The following is a 20,276-nucleotide window of genomic DNA, read 5'->3' as shown; positions in this document are numbered from 1 at the left end:
GGCCAGCCTTCACACGCACCCGCCCCGACAGCATCCGCGCTACAGCCCACACAGCGACCAACCCCAGAACCCGCCCTAATTCAGCGCCCTCCTAGCCGGACTTCTCCAGGAAGATCCGCCGCCGCCGTTCGCGGTGGGTCCGTTCCGGATCGGTGGCCGGTCCGGTGAGTGCCTGAGTGAGTTCGTCGGCGGCTTCGGCGTACCTGTGATCGCGAGCGAGGAGTTCCGCGCGTACGGCGTGCCAGCGCGGGCTCGCAGGGAGTCCGTCGAGCAGCGCTAGCCCGGCCGCGGTGCCGTCGGCCTCGGCGGCCGCAACAGCGTGGGCGAGGTGCGCCGACGTACTCGGGGCGATCGACACGAGCAGGTCGTACAGCCGGAGGATCTCGCGCCAGTCGGTGGCCGCGTAGCTCGGGACGCGGGCGTGCTCGGCGGCGATCGCGGCCTGCAACTGGTAGGGGTCGGCCTGGCGGTTCGACCGCTCCAGCGAGTCGTTGAGCATGGCGACGCCGCGGGCGATCAGGTCCGGGTCCCAGCGCGAGCGGTCCTGCTGGTCGAGCGTGACGACTTCGCCGGCCTCGTCGAGCCGGGCCGGGCGGCGGGCCTCGGTGAGGAGCAGCAGTGCCAGTACGGCGGTGGGCATCGACTGCTCGGGCAGTAGTTCGTGCAGCAGTTCGCCGAGGCGGATCGCCTCGGCGCAGACGTCGACGTCGTACGCGGTCTCGCCCTCGATCGGCGCGTGGCCGGCAGTGTAGAGGCTGTGGATCACTGCGCAGACGGCCGGGAGGCGGTCGGGTAGCTCGTCCTCGGGTGGCACGCGGTACGGGATGTGGGCGGCCGCGATCTTCTGCCGGGCGCGGGTGAGGCGTTTGGTCGTGGCGACCTCGGTCGTCAGGAGGACGCCCGCGATCTGCGCGGGGGACAGGCCGCAGAGAGTGCGCAGGGCGAGTGCGACCCGGGTCGGCGGCGACAGCGTTGGGTGACAGCAGGTGAAGATCAGGCGGAGCAGGTCGTCCTGCACCACGCTGTCGGGTACGAACCCGTCCGACTGGCTGAGCTCCAGCAGTTCGAGCCCGTCGCGTTCCTTGCCCGGGCGGGCGCGTTCGCGGCGGATCATGTCGATCGCCTTCCGTCGCGCGGTCACGGTCAGCCAGGCGCGGGGCTCGGGCGGCACCCCGGTCACCGGCCAGGCGCCGAGGGCCGCCAGGGTCGCTTCCTGGACGGCGTCCTCGGCGAGCTGCACGTCGCCGACGGTCCGGATCAGGGTCGCGATAATCCGCGTGCCCTCGATCCGGATCGTCTCGGCGAGCGCGTCGTCGGACACGGCCGGACTACTTGCCGGCTACTTGGCGTTGATGACCGGCCGGACCTCGACGGCGCCGTTCCACGCGGCCGGGATCTGCGCCGCGATCGCCACCGCCTGCTCCAGGTCGTCGGCCTCGATCAGGTAGTAGCCGGTCAGCGCTTCCTTCGTCTCGGCGTACGGCCCGTCGGTCGTGACGACCTTCCCGCCGCGGGCACCCTCCACCCGTACGACGGTTGCCGTCGGCGTCGGATGCAGCACGGCACTCGCCTTGATGCTGCCCTCGTGGTCCACCCCGAACTGCCGGTACTCCGCCAGCTCACTCGCGTGCTCGGGCGCCCACCAGTCGACGTCCGGTGTGTAGGTCAGTGCCAGGTACTGCGCCATCGGAGGCCTCCTTCTGCCAGGACCACTCTGGTCCTTCGACAAGGGAACGAACAGCCACCCCGGAACAGGACACCGCTCAGGTCGTGCACTCCGCCACCCGCGCCCGAAAGTCCCGTACGACGCCCTCGTCGCCGGCGGACTGGATCACAGCCGCGTCCAGCCGCCCCCACAACCACAGGAACACGGCATCGGCCGACCCGAAGACCTCGGCCGCCACCTCACCGTCGGTCCCCTGGCTCACCGCGACGCTCGTGGCATCCGCGCGCACCGTCCAGGACCGTCCATCGGCGGTGATCCGTACGGCGGCGTCGACCGGGTGCTCGGTGTCGCCCTCCTCCCACCACGGCCCGCCCAGGTTGGGGTAGAGCAACTCGTCGATACCGTCGAGCGCCAACTCGGGGTCGATCGGTGTGACCACGTCGTTCGCCTGCTCGACATCGATCCGGTGCACCACACTCTCCAGCGCCATTCGCCGGAACCAGAACCCGGAGGTCTTGTCGTCCGGGTTGAAGGTCCACGTCTCCCGCTCGGTCCCGGCCGCGACCAGCGCGTCCACGATCGCCCCGCGTGCTTCGTCGTACAACTCGAGCGCGTCCCGCGCACCGAAGTCCGGCGGCCATGGGTCCGGCAGGGCGCCGAGCCGCAACACCTCCACCTTGTGCAGGTACACCGTGGCCACGTGCCGCACCACCGACTCGACCGTCCACCCGGGGCAACTCGGCACCGCGGCCTCCAGCCCCATCCGCGCGACCTCACCCAGCCGCGTCGACTCGGCTCGCAACTGCCCGAGGTAGAACTCCGCCTGCGTCATACGCCAGAGCATGACAGCCGCCGCGGACAGATATCAGATGGTGCGGGTCTTGAAGGCGGCCTCCCAGTCGGCGGTCTCCTCCTGGCTGATCTCGACCACGCGCTCGGCGAGCAGGCGGACCGGGTCCTCGGATTTCGCGTAGCGACCGGCGTGCTGGGCGTAGAGCCAGGCCTCGTTGCGGAGGTGCTGGGCGGTGCGGGTGTAGGTCGGATAGGTGTCCCGGTACCCGAACAGGGTGCGGATGCCCTCGGCCAGGGCGATCACGCCGCCGAGGGCCGGCGCCAGCCAGGTGGGGGCGGAGATGGCGACCGAGATCGCGATGACGAGGGCCGCGAGCAACTGCAGGGTGCCGAGTGCGCGGTAGGCGATCCGGGCCTGCCGCGCGTGCCGGAAGTACCAGTGGAACCGCACACTGATCAGTTGCTCGGCGGGGGAGTCGTTGCCTAGGTCGGGGAAGTCCGAATGCCTGAGTTTCGCCCTGAGATTCGCCATGGTCTGCCTAGTGTGGAGCTAATCTTCGGCTCATGGCGAGGAAGAGGGCGTTGCCGTTCGATCCGATTGACGAGGCGTCGCGGCAGTGGGGCCGGCGGTGGGGCGCGGTCGAGCAGATGCGGGCCGTCACGTCGCTGATGCGGGCCCAGCAGATCGTCATCGGTGAGCTCGACGACATCCTGCGCAAGCACGGGCTGACGTTCGCCCGGTTCGAGGCGCTGGTGCTGCTCACCTTCTCCCGGCGCGGGTCGTTGCCGCTGGGCAAGATGGGCGAGCGCCTGCAGGTGCACCCGACCTCGGTGACCTCGATCGTACGGCGGCTGGAGGCAGCCGGACTGGTGACCCGCGAACCGCACCCGGACGACGGCCGCGCGGTGCTGTGCGAGATCACGCCCGAGGGCCGCGAGCTGGTCGAACGCGCCACCGCGGACCTGGTCGCCGCCGACTTCGCCCTGTCCGGCCTGACCGACGAGCAGCTCAAGATGCTCTGGTCCGTCCTCGAGCCGCTGCGGCACAGCGCCGGCGACTTCACCTGACAGCTGTCCACTCCGCGGACACCTTGTGTTACGCGCAGGCTAAAAGTTCATTCGATACTGAAACTTCCCAAGCTTCCCTATTGCCAGGCATCCACCTCGTGTTCCAGGATCGGGAGAACCCGGCCGGCCCCCACGGCCGCGAAGTCCCCTGGAGGACCCCATGAAGCGTGTTGCTGCCGTTCTCCTCGCCGGCGCCCTCGCGGTCACCGGCTGCTCCGGAGGCGGGTCCGGCGGGTCGGCCGAGAGCGGGACCAGAGCGATCTCGTACGCCGTCGACGACCCGGTGACCCTGAACCCGGGCCGGCAGACGATCGCGTTCCCGCAGGTCAGGGCGCTGTTCTCGGGCCTCACCTTCGTCAAGGCCGACGGTTCGCTGACCTACCTGAACGCCGAGTCGGTGAAGTCCACCGACGCGGTGCACTGGACCATCAAGCTGCGCCCGGGCTGGACCTTCCACAACGGCGAGAAGGTGACCGCCGAGAGCTACGTGAAGGCCTGGAACACCGTCGCCTACGGCCCGAACGCCTGGGAGAACAGCGGCCAGCTGGTCAACATCGCCGGGTACGACGCCCTCAATCCGGCCAGTGGCAAGCCCACGACCACCCAGATGTCCGGCCTCGAGGTGGTCGACGAGCTGACCTTCACCGTCACGCTGAAGAGCCCCGACGGCCAGTTCCCGACCCAGCTGTCCCAGGCGCAGACCGGGTTCTTCCCGCTGCCCGAGGCGGCGTACGCCGACCTCGACGGGTTCGGGAAGAAGCCGGTCGGCAACGGCCCGTTCGAGATCGTCGACAGCTACCGGGAGAACGAGCCGGTGACGGTCAAGGCGTACGCGAACTACCAGGGCCCGAAGCCGAGTGTCGACGAGATCTCCTTCAAGCCCTACACCGACATGACGACTGCCTACACCGACGTCCAGGCCGGCAACACCGACATCCTGTTCGTGCCGGCCAGCCGGATGGCGCAGGTGAAGAAGGACTTCGGCGACCGCGCCTACGTCTTCCAGGGCCTCGGCATGAACTACCTCGGCCTGCCGCTGTACGATAAGCGCTACGCCGACGTCCGGGTCCGGCAGGCGATCTCGATGGCGATCGACCGCAAGGCCGTCAGCGACGTGATCTACGGCGGCATCTGGGAACCGGCCAGCGCGCTGACCCCGCCGGGCGAGCCGGGCACCCCGACCGGTCTCTGCGGGGAGCTCTGCACCTTCAACCCCACGAAGGCCAAGCAGTTGCTGGCCGACGCCGGCGGCTTCTCCGGAAAGATGGAGATCCGGTACCCGGGCGGTGCGGGCCTCGACGACCTGTACAACGCCTACGCCAACCAGCTCCGGCAGAACCTCGGGATCAAGGACGTCACCGCGACCCCGACGACCGACTTCCCCGAGTTCCAGAAGCTGCGCACCGAGAAGAAGCTCACCGGACCGTACTTCTCCCGCTGGGGCGCGCTCTACGCCAGCCAGCAGAACACTCTGCGGTCCTTCTACACCAAGGCAGGCGGCTGCACGAACTGCATCCCGTACTACACCCCGGAGGTCGAGCAGTTGCTCGCGAAGGCCGACGCGCAGGTCGACCAGCAGAAGGCGATCGAGGGGTACGTCGAGGTGCAGAAGGCGATCCTGAAGGACTTCCCGGCGCCGCCGATGTTCTTCGAGAAGTACGCCTACGCCACCTCGGACCGGATCGCGAAGCTGTCCGAGGGCGCCGGCGCCGTCGAGCTCGAGAACACCACCCTGGCGGACAGTTGATGAAGGCAACCGACGGCGGCCCGCTCCGGGAGATCCTGGAGCGGGCCCACCGCGTCCCCGACCTCGACCACTTCCCGGGTGCCGACGAGATCGCGGACCGGCTGGACGAGCTTGCAGGCAACCACCCCGGCCTGGTGACCAAGCGCCGGATAGGGACGTCGCGACTCGGCGAGCCGATCACGATGTACTCCGTCGGCGATGGTCCCGACCAGGCGCTCGTCTACGCCGGCGTGCACCCGAACGAGCCGATCGGGTTCTGGACCGCGATCCAGCTCGCCGAGGACCTGGTCGCCGACCCGGACCTGCGCGCCGGCTGCCGCTGGAACATCATCGGCTGCATCGACCCCGACGGGACCCGGCTGAACGAGGGCTGGTTCGACGGCCGGTTCAACCGGGTGCACTACGGCGAACACTTCTACCGCCCGGCGCCGGCCGAGCAGGTCGAGTGGTCGTTCCCGTTCCAGTACAAGGACGCCTACTTCGACCAGGTGATGCCCGAGGCGTTCGCGCTGATGCGGGTGATCGACGAGCTGAAACCGGTGATCGCGGCCTCGCTGCACAACACCGAGCTCGGCGGCGTGTACTACTACGTCACCAGGGACATCGAGGGCTTCGTCGACGAGTTGCACGCCATCGCCGCGTCCTTCGATCTGCCGCTCGATCTCGGTGAGCCCGAGACGCCCGTCGCCCGTCCGCTCGGCCCGGCGGTGTTCGAGATGATCTCCGCCAAGGCGTCGTACGACTATGCCGAGCGGCTGGGGCTGCCGACGCCGAACGAGGCCGGCAGCTCGTCGGCCGCCTACGCGGAACGCCATGGCACGGTGAGCCTGGTCGCCGAGCTGCCGTACTGGACGCATCCGGCGGTCGACGACGAGACGGAGACGGACTCGCCGTACCAGCAGGTGCTGATGAATGCGGCGGACGAGCTCGAGAAGGACCTGCTGGTGATCGACGACGTCTTCCAGGCGGCGCGGCCGTACCTGTCGGACGACTCACAGCTGGTCCGGGCGGTCGCGTCGTTCATGCCGTACCTGCTCAGGCGGCCGGATCGCGAACGGCGGCGGGCCGAGGACCTCGACCCGGCCCGGCGCGCGACGGTCGCGGAGGTCTTCGGCCTGTTCGACATCAACCGCTCCTTCCGGCTGCGGTACGGCGGAATGCTCGTCCGCGCCATCGACGGCGAGATCGCCCGAGGCAGCGCGCACGCGGCGCTGCACCCGCTCGGCCGGCGACTGCGGGAGTCCTACCGCGAGTGGCAGGACGAGGCCGCGACACTCGACCAGGACCTGCGGACCGTCCCGATCAAGCACCTCGTCGGGGTCCAGTACGCCGCCACGCTCGCCCTGCTGAACGCCGTACGGCGAGAGGCGGGCTGATGCTGCGCTTCACGATCAGGCGGCTCGTCGAGCTCGTGCTGGTGTTCTTCGGCGTCACGTTCGCGATCTACGCCGCCGTCTTCGCGTTGCCCGGCGACCCGATCTCGAGCCTCGGTGGCGACCAGCCGTTGTCGCCGGCGGTCGTCGAGCGGATCCGGGAGCTGTACCACCTGAACGACCCGCTCTGGTCGCAGTACCTGCGCTATCTCGGCAACCTGGTGACCGGCGACCTCGGCGTCGACTTCCGCGGCCGCTCGGTGGCCGAGCGGCTGGCGGACCGCTGGCCGGTGACGATCCGGCTGGCGCTGACCGCATGGGTGATCCAGGTGGTCCTTGGCGTCGGCCTCGGCTTGCTGGCCGGGCTGCGGAAGAACACCTGGATCGACCGCGGCGTGCTGATCATGACCATCCTGATCACGTCGGTGCCGATCTTCGTGATGGCGGTGACGGCGCAGCTGGTGTTCGGCGTGAAGCTGTCGCTGTTCCCGATCGCAGGCGTCAACGACGGCTGGCCCGGCTCGTATTTGCTGCCGGCAACGGTTCTCGCGATCTACGGCCTGGCCGCGGTCGCCCGGCTGACCCGGGGGAGCGTGGTCGACACGATGAGCTCGGACTTCGTCCGGGCGCTGTGGGCGAAGGGCCTGACCCGGCGCCGCGTCATCGGTGTGCACGTCCTGCGGAACTCGTCGATCCCGGTGCTGACCTACCTGGCCATCGACCTCGGCGCGTTGCTCGGCGGTGCCGTGGTGACCGAGGGGATCTTCAACCTGCCGGGGGTCGGCCAACTGCTGTTCCAGTCGATCCGGGTGCACGAGGGACCGACCGTGGTCGGGATCGCGACCGCGCTGATCCTGATCTTCCTGGTCACCAGCGTGGTCGTCGACCTGCTCAACTCGCTGCTCGATCCGAGGATCCGCCATGACTGATCAGGTACTCGCGCAGACCGTCGAAGAGGACGCGCTGGCCGGTCGCGGTGTCTGGGCGACTGTCCGCCGCCGGGTGCTGTTCTGGGTGCCGCTGACGGTGCTCGTCGTACTCGTCCTGCTCGCCTTGTTCCCGGGCCTGTTCAGCCAGGTGGATCCGCGGGCGTGCGATATCTCCGCAAGCACGCGTCCGTCGTCGCCGGGACACCTGTTCGGCCAGGACCTGCAGGGGTGTGACGTGTACGCGAACGTCGTGCACGGCGCCCGCGCGTCGTTGTCGGTCGGCCTGTTCTGCACGCTGATCGCGCTCGTCATCGCCGTGCTGATCGGGACCGTGGCCGGGTACGTCGGCGGCTGGACGGACTCGGTGCTGGCCCGGCTCACCGACGTGTTCCTCGGCTTCCCGTTCCTGCTCGGCGCGATCGTCGTACTGAACAGCCTCGGCGAGCGCTCGGTGCTGTCGGTGTCGCTCGTCCTCGCGCTGTTCTCCTGGCCGGCGCTGGCCCGCATGGTCCGTACGACGGTCCGCGCGACGAGGGACGCCGAGTACGTCCAGGCCGCGAAGGCGATGGGGTTCCCGGTCAGCCGGATCCTCACCCACTACGTGCTGCCGAACTCGATCGGCCCGGTGCTCGCGGTCGCCACGCTGACCGTCGGCGGTGTCATCGTCGCCGAGTCCACCCTGACCTTCCTCGGCCTCGGGCTGCGGGCGCCGTCGATCTCGTGGGGCCTGCAACTGGCCACCGCGCAGTCGCGGTTCCAGCAGGCACCGCACACTTTGATCTATCCGGGCATCTTCCTCGCTGCGACCGTACTGAGCCTGATCACCCTCGGCGACGTGATGCGCGACGCGGTGAACCCGAAGGGACGCTCCTGAATGACCACCCACCACAGAACGGACGCCGCCTTGCTCGACATCCACACCGCCCGGGAAGCCGCACCCGCCCTGCAGAGCTGGCTCGAGTACCAGCGCAACTACTTCCGCACGCCGGGCGTGCAGGCCGCTGTGCGCGTCGGCGACGAGGTGGTGCTGTCGACCGCGCTCGGCTTCAGCGACGAGGTCGCCGGGACGCCGCTGCGCACCGACCACCTGTTCCGGATCGCCTCGCACTCGAAGACCTTCACCGCGACCTCGATCCTGCAGCTCGTCGAGCAGGGCAAGGTCCGGCTGGACGACCCGGTCGACTCGTACGTCGCGGAGCTTGCCGGCAGCGCACTCGGCCCGGTCACCGTGCGGGAGCTGCTCGGCCACCAGGGCGGCGTGATCCGCGACGGTGTGGACAAGGACTACTGGCAGCTGATGGACCACTTCCCGGACCGGGAGGCGCTGATCGCGCTGTGCGTGTCCGACGGCCAGGTCTTCGAGCGCAACGAGCACTTCAAGTACACCAACATCGGCTACTCGCTGCTCGGCCTGGTGATCGAGTCCGCGAGCGGCCTGTCGTACGGCGACTACGTCGAGGCCAACATCACCAGCCGGCTCGGCCTGACCAACACCGGCGCGGAGTGGGACCCGCAGCGCGCCGGTGAGTACGCCGCCGGCCACACCGGTCTGCTCGACGGCGTCGACGTACGCGAGACCATCCCGCACGTCGACACCCGCGCCATGGCCGCGGCCACCGGCTTCTACTCCACCGCCGAGGACCTGACGACGTACGGCGCCGCGCACTACTTCGGCGCCGAGCAGTTGCTGACCGACGCGAGCAAGCGGCTGGTGCAGCGCGACGAGAGCCTGATCAACGCCCACGGCAACGAGATCGGGCGCTACGGGCTGGGCATGGACATCGTCAAGGTCGGCGACCGGCGGCTGGTCGGTCACAGCGGCGGGTACCCGGGCCACATCACCCGCACGTTCATCGATCCCGTCGACCAGCTCGTCGTGTCCGTGCTGACCAACTGCATCGGCGGCCCGGCCGGGACGCTCGCGACCGGCGTGGTGAAGCTGGTCGACCTGGCCGCGAAGCCTCCGGCAGGCACCGCGGTCCCGAGCGACATCGACGGGCGCCGGTTCTGCGGGACGTTCGCGAGCCTGATGGGCGTGGTCAGCATCGCGCTGCTCGGCGGGCGGCTGGTCGCGTTCTTCCCGGCCGCGCCGGACCCGGTCGAGAGCTACGAGGAGCTCCAGGTCATCGACGAGGACACGCTGGCCGTGGTGCCTGCCGCCGGTTTCGGCTCGAGTGGCGAGAAGGTGGAGTACACCTGGGACGCCGACGGGCAGCCGTCGCACGTCCGGTACGGCGGGGTGTCCCGCTGGCCGGTCGAGGCGTTCCGGGCCCGGCGGTCGGCCCAGATCGCGGCCGCCGACGTGCACGAGCTGGCGAGGAGGTCGTGATGGTCGACGACGATGCGTGGGAAGAGGACTCACGGCGGGTCGACTTCGTCGAGCAGTTCGCGCTGATCCGGGAGCTCGCGGGGTCGCCGCGGATGGAGGGCCGCGTGCTCGGCTACCTGATGGTGAGCAACAAGCCGTACGTGTCGTCGGCCGAGCTGGCCCGGGCGCTGGCGGCGAGTGCCGGCTCGATCTCGAGCACGACCCGCCGGCTGATCGACCTCGGGTTCATCGCGCGGCACGCCGTACCCGGGGATCGGAACCACTACTTCAAGGTCGAGGATGACATCTGGGGCAGCTTCCTTGCCGGTGAGCGGCGGTCGCTCGGGAAGCAGCAACAGCTGTTCTCGGACATGCTCGACGAGTTGCCCGACGACATGCCGGGTCCGCGCAAGCGGCTGCGGTACGCGCGCAACTACTTCGAGTGGCTGACGTCGTACCACCGCAAAATGCTCGCCGACTGGCAGGAGTACCGCGACAAACTCGACGCGGAGGAGGGCGAGTGACTCTGTTGAATGCCGCGCTGCCGCGCGGCGGGTCATGGGGCCTCCCGGCCTTCCCTCGTCCCTCCAGTCGCTTCGCTCCCTCCGCTCCTCAGTCCAGGCCGGGAGGCCCCATGACCGGCGTCCTGCGCTTCGAGGACTTGACCGTCGACTTCACCGTTGGCGGTACGACGCAGCGTGCGGTGGATCGGGTGAGTTTCGAGGTCCGGCCGGGCGAGGTGCTCGCGGTCGTCGGGGAGTCGGGGTCGGGCAAGAGCGTCACTTCGCTGGCCGCGCTCGGGCTGCTGCCGTCGAACGCGACCGTCGGCGGGCGGATCGTGTTCGGCGGCGAGGACGTGCTGTCGATGTCGAAGGCCGAGCTGACCGCGTTGCGCGGCCGGCGGATCGCGATGATCTTCCAGGACCCGGTCGGCGCGCTCGACCCGGTGTTCACGATCGGGTCGCAGTTGGTCGAGATGATCCGGGCGCACCAGCCCGGGCTGTCCCGTTCCGAGGCGCAGGCTCGCGCTGTCGAGCTGCTGCAGCTGGTCGAGATCCCCGAGTCGCGGCTGAAGTACTACCCGCACCAGCTGTCCGGCGGGCAGTGCCAACGGGTGATGATCGCGATCGCGGTCGCCTGCGACCCGGAGCTGCTGATCGCGGACGAGCCGACCACGGCGCTCGACGTGACCGTCCAGCAGGAGGTGCTCGACGTACTGCTCGCGATGCGGTCGAAGATCTCCGGCTCGATCATGATCATCACCCACGACATGGGCGTGGTCGCCGACGTGGCGGACCGGGTCGTTGTCATGCGCAAGGGTTCGGTGGTCGAGACCGCGGGCGTGCACGAGCTGTTCGACCGGCCGTCGCAGCCGTACACGCGGGCGCTCCTCGATGCCGTCCCGCGGGGCGGAGTGCGCGACGACGCCAAGCCGGTCGACGTCGTCCGCGAAGTGCCTGCGCTGGTGATCGACGATCTCGTCGTCGAGTACCGCGGTCGCCGGGGCCGCACGGTCCGCGCGGTCGACCACGTCGATCTCGTCCTCACGCCCGGCGAGATCACCGGGCTGGTGGGGGAGTCGGGGTCGGGGAAGTCCACGATCGGCAAGTCGGTGCTCGGGCTCGCCCCGATCACGAGCGGCGAGGTCAGGGTGGCCGGGCAGGCGTTGTCGTCGGCGTCGTCCGCCGTACTGCGGCAGACGCGGTCGCGGATCGGGGTGGTGTTCCAGAACCCGGCCGGCTCGCTGAACCCGCGGGCCACGATCGGGCAGTCGATCGGTGAGCCGCTGGCCGTGCATCGCGGCGTCCGGGGTGCGGAGTTGCGCGGGCGGGTCGAGGAGTTGCTGGACAGTGTCGAGCTGCCGCCGGCGTGGGCCGGCCGGTATCCGCACGAGCTGTCCGGAGGCCAACGGCAGCGGGTCTCGATCGCCCGGGCGATCTCACTGGACCCGGCGTTGCTGATCGCCGACGAGCCGACCTCGGCGCTCGACGTCTCCGTCCAGGCGACCGTGCTGGAGCTGTTCCGCTCGATCCAGGAGCGCCTGCACTTCGCCTGCCTGTTCATCAGCCACGACCTCGCCGTGGTCGACCAGGTCTGCGACCGGGTCGCCGTGATGAGCCGCGGCACGCTCGTCGAGCAGGGCCCGCGGGAGTCGGTCCTGCGCAACCCGCAGGACCCCTACACGACCCGCCTCCTGCAGGCCGCGCCCGTCCCGGATCCGCGCGAGCAGTCGCGCCGGCGAGGGTTGCGGCTGGCTGGGTAGAGGCCGGACGCCCAGGCCATCACAACCCGCTACTCCGCACCGGGGCCCGCGGCGGCGCGCCGTTGGCGCGCGATTGTGATGGCTTGGCAGACCGCCCGCGGTTGGAAATAGTTGGACGTCCTAGTATTTTGGGACCAGTTCCCGAGGAGGTCTGACTGATGGATGCCGAGCAGATCGCCGCCGGCCGGAGCCGGTGGCAGCAGCGGTACGACGCCGCACGCAAGCGGGAGGCGGACTTCACCACGCTCTCCGGTACCGAGGTCGCGCCCGTCTACGGACCGCCCGAGGGGGTCGACGACCCGCGGATGGAGCGGATCGGCTGGCCGGGGGAGTTCCCGTTCACCCGCGGCCTGTACCCGACCGGTTACCGCGGCCGGACCTGGACGATCCGGCAGTTCGCCGGCTTCGGCAACGCCGAGCAGACCAACGAGCGCTACAAGATGATCCTGAACGGCGGTGGCGGCGGCCTGTCGGTCGCCTTCGACATGCCGACGCTGATGGGCCGCGACTCCGACGACCCGAAGTCGCTCGGCGAGGTCGGCCACTGCGGGGTCGCGATCGACTCCGCCGCCGACATGGACCGGCTGTTCAAGGACATCCCGCTGCAGGACGTCACCACCTCGATGACGATCTCCGGCCCCGCCGTACCGGCGTTCGTGATGTACCTGGTCGCGGCCGAGCGCCAGGGCGCCGACCTGACCAAGCTCAACGGGACGCTGCAGACCGACATCTTCAAGGAGTACATCGCGCAGAAGGAGTGGCTGTTCCCGCCGGAGCCGCACCTGCGCCTGATCGGCGACCTGATGGAGTACTGCGCGACCACCATCCCGGCGTACAAGCCGCTCAGCGTCTCCGGGTACCACATCCGCGAGGCCGGCTCGACGGCCGCGCAGGAGCTGGCCTACACGCTCGCCGACGGGTTCGGGTACGTCGAGCTCGGGCTGTCGCGGGGGCTCGACGTCGACGTGTTCGCGCCCGGCCTGTCGTTCTTCTTCGACAGCCACCTGGACTTCTTCGAGGAGATCGCGAAGTTCCGCGCGGCCCGGCGGATCTGGGCACGCTGGCTGCGGGACGTGTACGGCGCGCGCACCGAGAAGGCGCAGTCGTTGCGCTTCCACACCCAGACCGCGGGCGTGTCACTGACCGCCCAGCAGCCGTACAACAACGTCGTACGGACCGCGGTCGAGGCGCTCGCTGCCGTGCTGGGCGGGACGAACTCGCTGCACACCAACGCGCTCGACGAGACGCTCGCGCTGCCGACCGCGGAGTCGGCCGAGATCGCGCTGCGCACCCAGTCGGTGCTGATGGAAGAGGTCGGCGTGACCAACGTCGCCGACCCGCTCGGCGGCTCCTGGTACGTCGAGGCGCTCACCGACGCGATCGAGGCCGAGGCCGAGGAGATCTTTGCCCGGATCAAGGAGATGAGCCCGGACGGCTCGATGACCGGCGGCATCCTGCGCGGCATCGAGGACGGCTGGTTCATGGCCGAGATCGCCGACGCCGCGTTCGAGTACCAGCAGAAGCTGGAGAAGGGCGAGAAGAAGATCGTCGGGGTGAACACCCTGACCGACACAGTCTCCGGTGAGCTGTCCATCCTCCGGGTCAGCCACGAGGTCGAGATCGAGCAGTGCCGGGTGCTCGCGGCGCGCAAGGCGCACCGCGACGAGGACCGCGTCCGTCGTACGCTTGCCGCGCTGGTCGAGGCGGCCAGAGGGACCGGCAACCTCATCGAACCCATGCTGGAGGCGGCGCGTGCGGAGGCCACGATGGGGGAAATCTGTCACGTTCTTCGGGAACTCTGGGGCGAGTACCGAGAGCCCGCCCGCTTCTGAGGAGGCGCCGGCAGAATCCACCACCGACACTCGGCCCACCACCGCAACGGCCACCGCGTCGCTCGACGAGCGGAGCGTGGTCGTCTGCGGTTCGGACCGCACGATGCTGCGGGTCGTCACCGAGTTGGTCGGCTCCGGCGAGCAGGTCACCGCGATCGTCAACCCGGCGTCCCGGCACTACGAACGGATCGGTGAGCTCGGCGCGAACGTGCTCGGCGTCCGCGTGATCAGCGAGGCGTTGCTGCGGCGGGCCGGTGTCGACGCGAAGGACGGCAAGCCGTCGACCGCGCGCGCCCTGGTGCTGCTGGACAACGACGACGTGCACAACGTCCACACTGCGCTGACTGCGCGGGACATGGATCCGGACCTGCGCATCGTCGTACAGATGGTCAATCCTCGGCTGGGTGCGCAGTTGCACAGCCTGCTCGGGGACTGCGTGGTGATCTCGGGGCCGTCGCTCGCGGCGCCGGCGTTCGTGTCGGATGCGTTGGAGGACGACGAGCTGACCTGGCTCGACCTCGGCGGTCGCCGATTGGTCGCGGGTCAGGCGGATCTGATCCGCGATCCGCATCTCGCCGTACTCGCCGACACCACATCGTCGGCGACCCCGGAGTTGTTGCCTGCCTTCAGCGACGACCCGACCGGCGACATCGTGCTCGGCACCGGCGTCCGCAGCGTCTGGCGGACCAAGGACGTACGGCGGGCCGGCTGGCTGATGGCGATGCGCGACGTCTTCGACCGCCGGGTACGGCGGATCGCCGCGGTGATGGCGTTCCTCGTGGTCAGCGGGACGGTGCTGACCCACTACATCGCGAACCCGAACATCGACTGGTGGCGGGCGCTCTACCTGGCCGCCGGCGCCGTGACGTCGGCCGGGATCGAGGACGACGCGTTCTCCAGCGCGCAGCCGTGGGCCAAGGTGGCCGCGGTCCTGGTGCAGCTGACCGGCATCGTGCTGATGGCGCTGCTGACCGCGGTGGTCGTCGACTCGTTGATCGGGGCCAGGCTGTCGCGGGTGATCGGCGGCGTGCGCGGCCGGCCGCGCAACCATGTCGTCGTCTGCGGTCTCGGTACGGTCGGTGCGCGCGTGCTCGAGATCCTGGCCGAGCGTGGTGTCGCGGTGGTCGGGGTCGAGCACGACGAGGACGCGCCCGGCGTACAGACGGCCCACCGGTTGCGGATCCCGGTCGTGATCGGGGACAGCAGCAACGAAGAGACGCTGCGGTCGGCCGGCGCCCAGCGGGCTCAGTCCGTGCTGGCGATCACCAACGGCGACATTACCAACCTGGAGTCCGCGATGGTCGTCCGCGACCTGAACCCGGAGGCGCGGATCACGATGCGGATGTTCGACCACGACCTGGCCCAGCGGGTCGAGCGACGACTCGGACTCGGGCACAGCCGGTCGGTGTCGATGCTGGTCGCGCCGGCGATCGCGGCGGCGGTGGCGAACCGGCGCAGCCAGGTCACCGTGCCGGCCGGTCGCCGCGTCCTGCTGCTCACCGAGGTCACCGTGGAGCCGGGCTCGGTCGCGGGCGGGCTGCGGCTGGGAGAGCTGGACGAGGCGGGTGGCCTGCGGGTGCTGGCCCGCCAGGACGGGATCACCTGGGACTGGTCCCCTTCGGTGAAGGGCAAGGTGCTCCGCCCGGGCGACCGGATCGCCGTCGCAGGCACCCGCAGCGGCCTGGCTCGCCTGCTCCTGGCGACCCGGGCGCAGCACGCCTAGACCGCGTCGGGGAGGATGGACCCGTGAACGTGAACGGAATGCGAGGGCAGTCGTGAGTCAGTCGAACTTCTCCCGTCCCGGGGCGATCGATCTGTCGTCCCTGCGCAGGCCTCCGGCGCCGGGTGGTCCCGCCGCGCCGGGTGCTCCGGCCGGTGCGCCGCCCGCTGGCGGCCCCGCGGGCTCGTACGTGCTGAACGTGAGCGAGCCGACCTTCCAGGCCGACGTGATCGAGCAGTCGCTCCAGGTCCCGGTGGTGGTCGAGTTCTGGTCGCCGCGGTCCCAGGCGTCGACCGCGCTCAGCCAGATGCTGGCCCGGCTCGCCACCGAGTACGCCGGCAAGTTCCTGTTGGCGCGGATCGACATCGACGCGAACCCGCAGCTGGCCCAGGCGGTCGGTGTGCAGTCGGTTCCGCTGGTGATCGCCGTACTGCGGGGTCAGGTGGTCCCGCTGTTCCAGGGCGCGCCCGCGGAGGCGGAGGTGCGGCAGTACTTCGACCAGCTGCTCCAGGTGGCGGTCGCGAACGGCATCACCGGCCGCGCCGAGCCGGTCGGCCCGGCCGCGGAAGCGCCGGAGGAGGACGAGCCGGCGCCGAACCCGCGGTACGAGGCCGCGGAGAACGCGGTCGGCGCAGGTGACCTGGACGGCGCGATCGCGGCGTACGAGGAGCTGCTGAAGGAGACCCCGAACGACGCCGAGGCGAAGTCCGGCCTGGCCCGGGTCCAGCTGGTCAAGCGCACTCAGGACGTCCCGGCGGACGTCCGGACCCGCGCGGCCGACAACCCCGAGGACGTCGAGGCGCAGCAGCTCGTCGCCGATGTCGACCTCATGGGCGGTCACGTCGAGGACGCCTTCAACCGGCTGATCAAGACCATCCAGGTGACCGCCGGCGACGAGCGCAACGCCGTCCGGCTGCACCTGCTGGAGCTCTTCGAGGTCGTCGGCGCCGACGACGAGCGCGTGGTCAAGGCTCGCCGGCGGTTGATGGCTGCCTTGTTCTGACGTTCGGGCTTGCGATCGACCCCCTCGGCATCGGTGGCCGAGGGGGTCTTTCGTGTGTCCGGTCCCGGCCGGGTGTGAACTCTTGCAATTCTCGTTCCCCCGGTTTGAGAATTATTCACATGAGCATCAGCGTTGCGGTCGCGTCGCCCCGCCTGGAAGCCCGGATCAACGGGTTGCTGCCGGCGCTCAGCCCGGCCCAGGCCCGGATCGCGACCGAGGTCCTGCGTGACCCGGCCGGCGTCGCGTCGTCCACGATCGGCCAGCTCGCCGCCCGCTGTGGGACGTCGCTGCCGAGCGTGACCCGGTTCTGCCTCGCGCTCGGGCTGTCCGGGTACGCCGAGCTCCGGCTGGCCCTCGCGGCCGAGACCGGACGGACGAGCAGCAGCTGGGAGCGGGGGACCGGCGCCGAGGTCGGGCCGGACGACTCGCTGGACGACGTACTGCGCACCCTGCTGCAGGCCGACACCCGCGCGCTCGAGGACACGGTCGCGTCGATCGACGTGGGCGCGCTCGGCCGGGCGGTGCAGGCGATCTCGGACGCGCGGCGGATCGACATGTACGCCGTGTCGGGGTCGGCGTCGGTCGCCGAGGACCTGCGGTTGCGGCTGCACCGGATCGACCGCGCGGCCAGCACGTGGAGCGACGTGCACAACGCGTTGACGAGTGCGGCCCTGCTCGGACCCGGGGATGTCGCGATCGGCATCTCGCACAGCGGCGAGACGGTCGAGGTGCTGGAGCCGTTGCAGCGCGCCGGGCGTGGCGGTGCGACGACTGTTGCCGTGACCAACTATCCGCGGTCGCCGCTGGCGTTGTGCGCGGACGTCGTACTGCTGACTGCTGCTCGTGACGTCACGTTCCGGACCGGCGGGATGTCGGCCCGCCATGTCCAGATGCTCGTGCTCGACGCCCTCTATCTCGGGGTTGCGCAACGCGACTACCCGCTGGCCGAACAGGCCTTCGACGCGACGGCCGAGGCGGTCGCGTCGCATCGCAAACGGCCCTGAGCTTTCGTCCCACCCGCCCGTGAGGAGAACCATGCAGAGCCCCCATCGCATCCTTGGTCCCAGCCGTCGCGCCTTGCTGCTCGGCGCCGGAGCCAGCGCCCTGACCGCCGCCACCTCATCCGCCGCTTCAGCTGCCGGCACCGCCGCTGGTGGCGCGGCCGCTGCCGTTGCTGCGATTCCTTCGCCCGGCGACCTGCCGCTGACCGGTGGGCCGGAGTTCCCGATCGGCTTGTTCTGGCCGCCGCACCCGTACGCGAGCACCGCCGAGCGGTACGCCGAGATCAAGGCGGCCGGCTTCGACTTCGTCATCTCCGGCAACTACGCCGGCGACGGCAACATCTTCCAGTACCAGCTCGGCCTGGCCCGCACCGCCGGGCTGCAGATGCTGATCTCGGACGACATCCAGATCCGGAACATGTCCCGCTGGTTCTCGATCTCGGACAACCCGGCCGACTTCCTCAGCGTCACCCCGGCGGAGGCGCAGGCGCTCTACATCCGCGCCCGGGACGCCTACGGCCCGTTCTCGTCGCTGGCCGGTTTCAACCTGTACGACGAGCCGGGCGCCGGCTGGTTCGGCACGCTGGCGCGCGCGGTCGCGGTGTCCCGTGAGCTGGCTCCGCAGCTGCTGCCGTACATCAACCTCTTCCCATCCGACGACCCGGCGTACTACCGCAGCTTCGTCGACGTGGTCAAGCCGTCGCTGATCTCGTTCGACCGGTACCCGCTGCTGTCCGGGGGGCGCGAGGACGGGAACTACTTCCACAACTGGGCGATCGTCCGCGACGCCGCCCTGCACGGCGACATCCCGTCCTGGGTGTTCATCCAGACCCTTGCCTACGACAACCATCGGGAGCCGACCGCGGCCGAGCTGCTCTGGCAGGTCAACATCAGCCTGGCCTACGGCGCGAAGGGCATCCAGTACTTCACCTACTGGACTCCGGAGGCGGCGCGTGGCGAAGGATTCGGGCCGGCGCTGATCACCGTCGACGGTCGCCGAACACCCCGGTACGCCGCTGCGCGCACGATCAACACCACCTGGCTCCATCAGGTCGGGCGGGAGCTCAAGCCGCTCGTGTCGGAGTCCGTCGTGCACGCCAACGAGACGCCGCTGCCGAACGGGACGGTCGGGTTCACGCCAACCGGGTTGATCTCCGAGGTCTCCGGATCAGCTGCGGTGCTGGGGACGTTCGCGGCGCGGGACGGCTCGGCCGATCGGTGGGTGCTGGTCGCCAACCGCTCGCACACTCTCGAAGCTCGGACCACGGTCACGCCGAACGTGGGTGGCGTCGCTTCGGTCGGAGTCTTCGACCCCCGCACCCAGACCTATGCCCCGCGCAGCGTCAAGCCGATCCCGCTCAAGCTGGCGCCCGGCGCGGCCACCCTGCTCAAGCTTCAAGCCCGCTGACCCCGGTGTAGACGCCGAGAGCCCGGAACCGCAGAGCCGGCGCCGCGTACTCCTCCAGCGCGTGCGCGGTCCAACCGACGATCCGCGCGAGCGCGAACAACGCGTCGCCGGCATCTGCCCGCAACCCGAAGGCGTGCATCATCGCGGCGATGGCCAGATCGCTGTTCGGGAACGCCGGCAGCCGCGCGCTGAGCACCTGGATCGTCTCCACGATCGGGTGGTCGCCGAGCAGGGTCAGCAACACCTCGGCGCGCGGATCGCGGTCCTGGTAGATCCGGTGCCCGAAGCCGGGCACCGGCTCACCCGACCGGAGTTGGTCGGACAACGCCCGCAGCGGATCCCGCTGCGCCTTCGCGAGGAACTCGTACGCCAACGTCGGCGCCGCACCGTGGTACTGCCCGTCCAACGCACCGAGCCCAGCCGACACCACGGCATACAGATTCGCCCGAGCACTAGCCGCCACCCGAGCCGCAACCGTCGACACCGCCAGCCCATGATCAGCCAGCAAAATCAACGCAGCGTCCAGCACCTTCGGCCCTTCCGGAGACGGCGGGGGTTGCCGGGACAGCTTTGGCCATAGCCGGCCGCCGAGCGAGCGCTCGGCTACGACTGGCCCAGGGAGTGCGGCGACCAGGACGCCGATCAGCTGCTCCGCGGCCCCAACCACCGACTGTGGTGCCAGGTCAAACCGCAGGGGATCAGCAGCCCCCAGCGCGGCGACCGCGACCCGCAACCGGTCCGTCAGCCGCGCTGAGTCCGGCAACACGTTCATCGCGGACCTGGCCAGCAGCACCGAGTCCCGCGACACGGAGAACGGCGGCCGATCGGTCAGCTCACCGGTCCACAGCAGGTGCGCCACCGCCTCCACCGTCTGGCTGGTTGCGAGCTCGCGCGCCGAATGCCCGCGGTAGTACAGCTCGTCGTCCTTCAACAAAGTCAGCTCAGTCTCGATCTGCTCGACCACCCCGGAGTGCTCCACCGACCTGCTCGCCAGCCGCTCGACGTCTGCCGCCGCGAACAAGCTGCCGCGCCGCCCCCGAGCCCGCACACTCGTCAGCACCCCGCGGCTCACGTACGCATAGATCGTCTCCGGCTTCACCTTCAGCCGCCGGGCGACCTCCGCCGTCGTCAGGTAATTCTCGTCACTCTGCGGGCCCATCCAGCGC

General features: G+C 69.9%; 18 protein-coding genes. 13 read left to right on the top strand and 5 right to left on the bottom strand.

Annotated features, from left to right (window positions below; genetic code table 11):
- Positions 1-91: 91 nt before the first annotated feature.
- The 4 genes from AB0H36_RS18515 to AB0H36_RS18500 form a co-directional block, all read right to left on the bottom strand.
- Positions 92-1,321, bottom strand: coding sequence for a sigma-70 family RNA polymerase sigma factor (locus tag AB0H36_RS18515; protein WP_360524137.1), 1,230 nt, complete (start codon positions 1,319-1,321; stop codon positions 92-94).
- Positions 1,322-1,339: 18 nt separating this feature from the next.
- Complete coding sequence (locus AB0H36_RS18510; RefSeq protein ID WP_360524134.1) at positions 1,340-1,687, bottom strand: YciI family protein; 348 nt, start codon at positions 1,685-1,687, stop codon at positions 1,340-1,342.
- Between the two features lie 76 nt (positions 1,688-1,763).
- Positions 1,764-2,498, bottom strand: a complete 735-nt coding sequence (locus AB0H36_RS18505; RefSeq protein WP_360524130.1) for a maleylpyruvate isomerase family mycothiol-dependent enzyme — start codon at positions 2,496-2,498, stop codon at positions 1,764-1,766.
- Positions 2,499-2,531: 33 nt separating this feature from the next.
- Positions 2,532-2,990: a DUF4231 domain-containing protein gene (locus tag AB0H36_RS18500; protein WP_360524128.1), complete on the bottom strand. Its 459-nt coding sequence runs from the start codon at positions 2,988-2,990 to the stop codon at positions 2,532-2,534.
- Positions 2,991-3,022: 32 nt separating this feature from the next.
- Between AB0H36_RS18500 and AB0H36_RS18495 the strand changes: the two genes are divergently transcribed.
- From AB0H36_RS18495 to AB0H36_RS18435, 13 genes are all read left to right on the top strand, one after another.
- Positions 3,023-3,526, top strand: coding sequence for a MarR family transcriptional regulator (locus tag AB0H36_RS18495; protein WP_360524125.1), 504 nt, complete (start codon positions 3,023-3,025; stop codon positions 3,524-3,526).
- Positions 3,527-3,686: 160 nt separating this feature from the next.
- Positions 3,687-5,273, top strand: coding sequence for an ABC transporter substrate-binding protein (locus AB0H36_RS18490; protein ID WP_360524122.1), 1,587 nt, complete (start codon positions 3,687-3,689; stop codon positions 5,271-5,273).
- The gene (locus tag AB0H36_RS18485; RefSeq protein ID WP_360524118.1) at positions 5,273-6,649 is read left to right on the top strand and encodes a M14 family zinc carboxypeptidase; all 1,377 of its coding nucleotides are present in this window, start codon (positions 5,273-5,275) and stop codon (positions 6,647-6,649) included. The genes AB0H36_RS18490 and AB0H36_RS18485 overlap by 1 nt, the downstream gene beginning before the upstream one ends.
- On the top strand, positions 6,649-7,575 hold the full coding sequence (locus AB0H36_RS18480; protein WP_360524115.1) for an ABC transporter permease: 927 nt from the start codon (positions 6,649-6,651) through the stop codon (positions 7,573-7,575). Before AB0H36_RS18485 ends, AB0H36_RS18480 begins: the two co-directional genes overlap by 1 nt.
- Complete coding sequence (locus AB0H36_RS18475; RefSeq protein ID WP_360524112.1) at positions 7,568-8,449, top strand: ABC transporter permease; 882 nt, start codon at positions 7,568-7,570, stop codon at positions 8,447-8,449. Before AB0H36_RS18480 ends, AB0H36_RS18475 begins: the two co-directional genes overlap by 8 nt.
- Positions 8,450-9,904, top strand: a complete 1,455-nt coding sequence (locus AB0H36_RS18470; protein ID WP_360524109.1) for a serine hydrolase domain-containing protein — start codon at positions 8,450-8,452, stop codon at positions 9,902-9,904. It abuts the gene before it with no gap.
- On the top strand, positions 9,904-10,407 hold the full coding sequence (locus AB0H36_RS18465; RefSeq protein WP_360524106.1) for a MarR family transcriptional regulator: 504 nt from the start codon (positions 9,904-9,906) through the stop codon (positions 10,405-10,407). Before AB0H36_RS18470 ends, AB0H36_RS18465 begins: the two co-directional genes overlap by 1 nt.
- A 110-nt stretch (positions 10,408-10,517) precedes the next feature.
- On the top strand, positions 10,518-12,146 hold the full coding sequence (locus AB0H36_RS18460) for an ABC transporter ATP-binding protein (protein WP_360524103.1): 1,629 nt from the start codon (positions 10,518-10,520) through the stop codon (positions 12,144-12,146).
- 158 nt (positions 12,147-12,304) lie between these two features.
- Entirely contained in the window at positions 12,305-13,978 is a 1,674-nt protein-coding gene (locus AB0H36_RS18455) for a methylmalonyl-CoA mutase family protein (RefSeq protein WP_360524100.1), read from the top strand.
- 76 nt (positions 13,979-14,054) lie between these two features.
- The gene (locus tag AB0H36_RS18450) at positions 14,055-15,701 is read left to right on the top strand and encodes an NAD-binding protein (RefSeq protein WP_360524097.1); all 1,647 of its coding nucleotides are present in this window, start codon (positions 14,055-14,057) and stop codon (positions 15,699-15,701) included.
- 52 nt (positions 15,702-15,753) lie between these two features.
- Entirely contained in the window at positions 15,754-16,701 is a 948-nt protein-coding gene (locus AB0H36_RS18445) for a tetratricopeptide repeat protein (protein ID WP_360524094.1), read from the top strand.
- A gap of 119 nt (positions 16,702-16,820) precedes the next feature.
- Positions 16,821-17,705, top strand: a complete 885-nt coding sequence (locus AB0H36_RS18440) for a MurR/RpiR family transcriptional regulator (RefSeq protein ID WP_360524091.1) — start codon at positions 16,821-16,823, stop codon at positions 17,703-17,705.
- A 31-nt stretch (positions 17,706-17,736) separates the two neighbouring features.
- Positions 17,737-19,110, top strand: coding sequence for a hypothetical protein (locus AB0H36_RS18435; RefSeq protein ID WP_360524088.1), 1,374 nt, complete (start codon positions 17,737-17,739; stop codon positions 19,108-19,110).
- Here the strand turns inward: AB0H36_RS18435 and AB0H36_RS18430 are convergent.
- Positions 19,091-20,269 carry a citrate/2-methylcitrate synthase gene (locus tag AB0H36_RS18430; RefSeq protein WP_360524085.1) on the bottom strand — a complete coding sequence of 393 codons (1,179 nt, stop codon included), beginning with the start codon at positions 20,267-20,269 and terminating at the stop codon, positions 19,091-19,093. The genes AB0H36_RS18435 and AB0H36_RS18430 overlap by 20 nt on opposite strands.
- Between the last annotated feature and the right edge of the window lie 7 nt (positions 20,270-20,276).

The organism is Kribbella sp. NPDC050820 (genome assembly GCF_040653975.1).
GTDB lineage: Bacteria > Actinomycetota > Actinomycetes > Propionibacteriales > Kribbellaceae > Kribbella.
The sequence above is the reverse complement of the archived record's forward strand: the minus strand, read 5'-3'. Positions and strand labels throughout refer to the sequence as shown.

Coding starts and splice junctions, on each gene's coding strand:
- AB0H36_RS18510 (WP_360524134.1), bottom strand. CDS start 1,687: ATGGCGCAGTACCTGGCACTGACCTACACACCGGACGTCGACTGGTGG.
- AB0H36_RS18505 (WP_360524130.1), bottom strand. CDS start 2,498: ATGACGCAGGCGGAGTTCTACCTCGGGCAGTTGCGAGCCGAGTCGACG.
- AB0H36_RS18500 (WP_360524128.1), bottom strand. CDS start 2,990: ATGGCGAATCTCAGGGCGAAACTCAGGCATTCGGACTTCCCCGACCTA.
- AB0H36_RS18495 (WP_360524125.1), top strand. CDS start 3,023: ATGGCGAGGAAGAGGGCGTTGCCGTTCGATCCGATTGACGAGGCGTCG.
- AB0H36_RS18490 (WP_360524122.1), top strand. CDS start 3,687: ATGAAGCGTGTTGCTGCCGTTCTCCTCGCCGGCGCCCTCGCGGTCACC.
- AB0H36_RS18485 (WP_360524118.1), top strand. CDS start 5,273: ATGAAGGCAACCGACGGCGGCCCGCTCCGGGAGATCCTGGAGCGGGCC.
- AB0H36_RS18480 (WP_360524115.1), top strand. CDS start 6,649: ATGCTGCGCTTCACGATCAGGCGGCTCGTCGAGCTCGTGCTGGTGTTC.
- AB0H36_RS18475 (WP_360524112.1), top strand. CDS start 7,568: ATGACTGATCAGGTACTCGCGCAGACCGTCGAAGAGGACGCGCTGGCC.
- AB0H36_RS18470 (WP_360524109.1), top strand. CDS start 8,450: ATGACCACCCACCACAGAACGGACGCCGCCTTGCTCGACATCCACACC.
- AB0H36_RS18465 (WP_360524106.1), top strand. CDS start 9,904: ATGGTCGACGACGATGCGTGGGAAGAGGACTCACGGCGGGTCGACTTC.
- AB0H36_RS18460 (WP_360524103.1), top strand. CDS start 10,518: ATGACCGGCGTCCTGCGCTTCGAGGACTTGACCGTCGACTTCACCGTT.
- AB0H36_RS18455 (WP_360524100.1), top strand. CDS start 12,305: ATGGATGCCGAGCAGATCGCCGCCGGCCGGAGCCGGTGGCAGCAGCGG.
- AB0H36_RS18440 (WP_360524091.1), top strand. CDS start 16,821: ATGAGCATCAGCGTTGCGGTCGCGTCGCCCCGCCTGGAAGCCCGGATC.
- AB0H36_RS18435 (WP_360524088.1), top strand. CDS start 17,737: ATGCAGAGCCCCCATCGCATCCTTGGTCCCAGCCGTCGCGCCTTGCTG.
- AB0H36_RS18430 (WP_360524085.1), bottom strand. CDS start 20,269: ATGGGCCCGCAGAGTGACGAGAATTACCTGACGACGGCGGAGGTCGCC.